Origin of the sequence: Micrococcus sp. HSID17227 (genome assembly GCF_003989405.1) — a bacterium.
GTDB lineage: Bacteria > Actinomycetota > Actinomycetes > Actinomycetales > Micrococcaceae > Micrococcus > Micrococcus luteus.
The window spans coordinates 1-4,743 of the sequence record NZ_RBLN01000184.1; the positions used below are offsets into that span (position 1 = coordinate 1).

Annotated in this window: 4 protein-coding genes and 1 pseudogene; 3 read left to right on the plus strand and 2 right to left on the minus strand. The window is 75.4% G+C overall.

Features of this window, described 5'->3' with window-relative positions:
- Window positions 1-142: 142 nt before the first annotated feature.
- Window positions 143-703 (plus strand): tRNA (cytidine(34)-2'-O)-methyltransferase, encoded by a 561-nt coding sequence (locus tag D8M29_RS08960; protein WP_122054435.1) that lies wholly within the window; start codon window positions 143-145, stop codon window positions 701-703.
- 7 nt (window positions 704-710) lie between these two features.
- Complete coding sequence (locus D8M29_RS08965; RefSeq protein ID WP_122054438.1) at window positions 711-2,141, plus strand: anti-sigma factor domain-containing protein; 1,431 nt, start codon at window positions 711-713, stop codon at window positions 2,139-2,141.
- 24 nt (window positions 2,142-2,165) lie between these two features.
- Here D8M29_RS08965 and D8M29_RS08970 read toward each other — a convergent pair whose 3' ends face one another.
- Both D8M29_RS08970 and D8M29_RS08975 read right to left on the minus strand, forming a co-directional pair.
- Complete coding sequence (locus D8M29_RS08970; RefSeq protein ID WP_122054440.1) at window positions 2,166-2,945, minus strand: PIG-L deacetylase family protein; 780 nt, start codon at window positions 2,943-2,945, stop codon at window positions 2,166-2,168.
- The gene (locus tag D8M29_RS08975; protein ID WP_051995236.1) at window positions 2,942-4,222 is read right to left on the minus strand and encodes a S1C family serine protease; all 1,281 of its coding nucleotides are present in this window, start codon (window positions 4,220-4,222) and stop codon (window positions 2,942-2,944) included. The genes D8M29_RS08970 and D8M29_RS08975 overlap by 4 nt, the downstream gene beginning before the upstream one ends.
- A gap of 254 nt (window positions 4,223-4,476) precedes the next feature.
- Between D8M29_RS08975 and D8M29_RS13825 the strand changes: the two are divergent.
- Window positions 4,477-4,743, plus strand: a pseudogene (locus D8M29_RS13825) (hypothetical protein); the annotation flags it as partial.

The following is a 4,743-nucleotide window of genomic DNA, read 5'->3' on the forward strand; positions in this document are numbered from 1 at the left end:
ATCGCGTTCGCGCGCGGGGTCGCGCTCTTCCTGGGCACGGCCACGGGCCCGGAGCTGGTGGCCCGGCGCGCGCTCGGCGCGCTGGTCGACCGGCGCCACGGAGGCACGTCCCCGCCCGGCGGCGCCCCACTAGGCTGGGCGCGTGCCCGACTCCCCCGCCCCGCCCCGCCCGAACCCGCACGAGGGCGCCGACCGCGCCCCGGCGCCCGGCACCCCCGGCTTCCGGATCCTGCTGCTCACCCCGGAGATCCCCGGCAACACCGGCAACGCGATCCGGCTCGCCGCCCTCACGGGGGCCGAGCTGCACCTCGTGGAGCCGCTGGGCTTCGGGTTCGAGGACGCCCACCTGCGCCGCGCCGGTCTGGACTACCACGACCTCGCGGTGGTGACGGTGCACCCGGACCTCGACGCGGCGCTCGCGGCCCTCGCCCCCGCCCGTGTGCTGGCCTTCACCGCGCGCGGGTCCGTGCGGCACGACCGGGTCGCGTACCGGCCCGGCGACGTGCTGCTCTTCGGCCGCGAGTCCACCGGCCTGCCCGAGGAGGTGCTGGCCGATCCGCGGGTCACCGAGACCGTCTGCCTGCCCATGCAGCCGGCCCGTCGGTCCCTGAACCTGGCGAACGCCGTCTCCATCGCCGTGTACGAGGCCTGGCGCCAGCACGACTTCGCCGGGTCCGCGGTCCGCCCCGATTCCCTAGACTGAGGCCACCATGCAGACTCCTGACGCGTCCGAGCCCCACGTCGACCGCCCCGATGACGCCGGCCAGCCCGCCCTGGACACCCTCCTGCGCCGCAGCGCCGAGGGTGACCGGGCCGCGTTCTCCGCGTTCTACGACGCCACGGTCCCGTGGGTGCACGGCCTGGCCGAAGCGATGTTCGGCCCCGGCGACGACGCCGCCGCGGCCACGGTCCGCACCTACCTGACGGCGTGGGAGGAGGCCTCCGAGGCCGGGCTCGACCTGAGCGAGCGTGACGACGCGACCCACCGTGAGCGCCAGGTGTTCACGTGGCTCGAGGTCCTCGCCCACCGCGTGATGACCTCGCTGCGTCGCGCCGGCGGCTCCGCGGCGGAACGTGGGCGTCGTCCCGGCCCGGCCGGGCCCGCGCCGCTGCCCGAGGACCTCGTCGGCCGCGTGGCCCCGGACGCCTACGAGGCCGTGCGACTGGCGTGGCTGGGCGGCTGCACCGACCGGGAGGTCGCCGATCGGCTCGGTCTGCCGGCCGACGAGGCCCGCACCCTGCTGCGTGACGGCGTGCGGCAGGTCGTGGCGGCCCGCCGCGACCTCACGCAGGACGCCGCCCGTCCGTCCGCGCCGGCCCCGGCGACCGGCCCGGCACTCGGCGCGGACGTGCGCGAGGACGTGGACGCCGGCCGCGCACTCGAGCTGGCCGACCTCTCGGCTGTGCACGCCCTCGACACGGCCGGGCACACCGCGGCCTTCTCCGCCGTGCAGCGGCGGGGCGGCGAGCTGGCCCGGTGGCGCTCCCGGGTGGACGGTGCGCGCCAGGCGGTGGCCTGGGCGTTCCGGTCCGTGACGGCCGAGCCGCCGTCGGCCCTGCTCGACGAGGTCCTGCGTCGCCTGCCCGCCCAGGACGTGGGCATGGACCTGATCGGCGACGAGTCCGCCCCCGCCGGCCCGCCGCGGGACCGCCTGCGCTGGCTCAAGGTGACCGCCCTCCTGCTGCTCGCGGCCCTCGTGCTCGGCGTCGGCGGGTGGACGGTGTGGAGTCAGTTCACGCGGCCGGGCATCGTGCACCGCATCGACCAGTCGAAGGACCTGTTCACGACCTCGGAGTACCCGGCCCAGGACGGCGGCACGGTCCAGGCGTTCCTGTCCCGGGAGCAGAACAGCGGCTACCTGACGATCAGCGGGATGCCCCAGCTGCCGGAGGGTCAGTCCTACCAGCTGTGGCTCTACCCCTCGGACGGCACGGCCCCGGCCTCGCTCGGCACGTACGACGCCAACGGCTTCGGCGAGCCCATCACCTTCCGGGGGCTGGACCGCTTCGCGGCGATGGGCATCTCCGTGGAGCCCAGCTCGGGCTCGGAGGTGCCGACGTCGGAGCCCGTCGTCGGCGTGGACCTCGACCCCACCGCGCAGACCGGCCCGCGCTACGGCGGTCGGCCGAGCACCAACTGAGATCCCCCGCAGGGGGGGGGCGGTTCAGAACCCGGCGATGGTGCCCGGGCCGTTGACCGTGACCAGGTGGAACGCCTCGGCGTGACCCGGCGCGGCGGCCGGTCCGGCGGCGCGCCGGTGATGTTCGGCCATCTGGGCGAGCACGTGCCGCCGCATCGCGTCGACGTCCGGGTGCTGGGAGAGGTGGGCGTCGAGGGCGCGCAGCTTCTGCTCCGCCAGGCCCGTGACGTCCACGACCGTGTTCCGGCGCGCGGCGGGGGCGGCGTACAGCAGCAGGTTCCGGACCTTGAACGCCTCGAGCCCCTCCGCCGCGAGCTCCGGGTACGCGTACGGGTTCTCGACCGCCGGGTACGCGGCGCGCACCACGGCCTCGCCGCAGGCGAGGTGGTCCGGGTGGGCGGCCTGCATCCGCTCCCAGTCCCGCTCCGGGTGGGTGCTGAGCACCACGTCCGGGCGGACGCGGCGCATCAGCGCCACGAGCTTGCGGCGCACGCCGTGGTCCGGCTCGAGGTGTCCGTCGCGCTCGCCGAGGAAGTGGACCTCGGCGGCACCGACGACGGCGGCGGCCGCGCGCTGTTCGGCGTGCCGGCGGGCGGTCATCGCCTCCGGGCCCTCCGAGTCGAAGCCGCCGGCGTCCCCGTCCGTCACGATGCACAGCTCGATGTGCAGCCCGGCCGCGCTGAAGCCGGCCAGGGTGGCGGCGGCCCCGAAGTCGAGGTCGTCCGGGTGGGCGCCGACGGCCAGGACCCGGCGCCAGCCGTGGTGGGCCGCGAGCGCGGCGGGGGTGGTGAGCGTGGTGGTCACGAGCGGGTGTCCTCCGTGAACGTCACCTCGGTCGTCTGCTCCGCGCCGTCGCGGAGGTAGGTGACGTCCACCGAGTCTCCCACGCGGTGCTCGCGGACGACGGCGGTGAGGGACTCGGAGTCGATCACCGCGCGGTCGCCGACGGCGGTGATCACGTCGCCCTCCTTCAGCCCGGCCGCGTCGGCCGCCGACTCTCCCACGACCTGCTGGACGCGGGCGCCGTCGCTGAACACGGTCCGGGCGTTCTCGCTGCCGCCCTGCACCTCGGCGGGCTCCGGGGTGACGCTCACGCCGAGCATGGCATGCGTGGCCTTGCCGTGGTCGATCAGGTCCTGTGCGACCCGCTGGGCGTAGTCCACGGGGATGGCGAAGCCGACCCCGATGTTGCCCGCCTCGCTCGGGTCCTGGCCGGCCGAGGCGATCGCGACGTTCACGCCCACCAGGCGACCCTCGGCGTCGACGAGCGCGCCTCCGGAGTTGCCGGGGTTGATGGCCGCGTCGGTCTGCAGCACGTTGATGTACACCTCGCCCCGGGTGCCCTGCGGGGTGCCCGGCAGCTGGAAACGGTACTGATCGGTGCCGGAGGACGAGCCGGAGCTCTCGCCCTGCGGCTCGGGCGCCTCGGAGGACGCCACCGCGATGGTCCGGTCCAGGGTGGAGATGATCCCGTCGGTCACGGTGTTCGGCAGGCCCAGGGGGGCGCCGATGGCGACGGCCTCGTCCCCGACCTTCAAATCCCCGGACCGGCCGATCTGGATGGGGGTGAGGTCCGGGGCGTCGATCTTGATGACGGCCAGGTCGGACAGCGGGTCGGTGCCCACGACGGTGGCAGCGTAGACCTCCCCGTCCGAGGTGCGCACCGTCAGCTCGGCGTCGTTGGCCTGGCCGCCGAGGGTGACCACGTGGGTGTTCGTGAGGATGTGCCCCTCCGTGTCCAGGATCGACCCGGAACCGGAACCGGAGGCGGAGCTCGACGTCGCGGAGATGGTCACCACGGAGGGCAGCGCGGTCCTCGCGGCGTTCCCGACGGCGGTGTCCGCCACGGGCTGTCCCCCGGCCTCGGCCGAGGTGTCCGTCGCCTGCGAGGAGGAGGAGCTCGCGGCCTCGGACGCGGCCTCGCCGCCGTCCTCCGCGACCGCGCAACCGGAGAGCCCCACCATGAGCACGGCTGCGGCGAGCAGGCCCGCCCCGGCACGGGCGCGGGACTGGGGCCGGGGACGCGCGACGGTGCGGGCCGTCGGCACGGGGGGCTGGGTGGGGGCGGCGGTCTGGTCCACGGGGTCCTCGCTTCGGGTCGGGCCCCGGGCGGTCGACACAGACGCCCGTCGTCTTGCGGACGCGCGCCCCGGGGCACGTCCACGCTAGCGTGCATGACTGAACGCCGCCTAGAGGCCGAACGTCCGCTCCTCCCACGGTCCCGGCCGCGCCGGATCCCTGGTGCCCGATTCCCACGCCGCCCTACACTCAACCCCAGGATCCGGCGGGTCCGCCCGGTGCGGCGGCTCGCCTCCGCCGTCGAAGGAGACCCCGCATGACCGTGCCCACCCGCCCCGCCGATGTCGGCCGTCTGGCGCGCGCCGTGACCGCCGCGGGTCTGGGAGGCCTGGGCCTCCTGGTGGCGGCACCCGCCTCGCACGCCGTGACGGTGCCGCCGGGCGTGTACGTGGTGGACGAGGCCTTGAAGCTGATGTTCGGCATCACCGTGGTCGCGGTCCTCGCGCTGGGGGTGACCGTCGTCGCGCTTGTGCCGCACTTCGACGTCGCAAACCTCTTCGACATCGTCCCAAACGACGCGGCG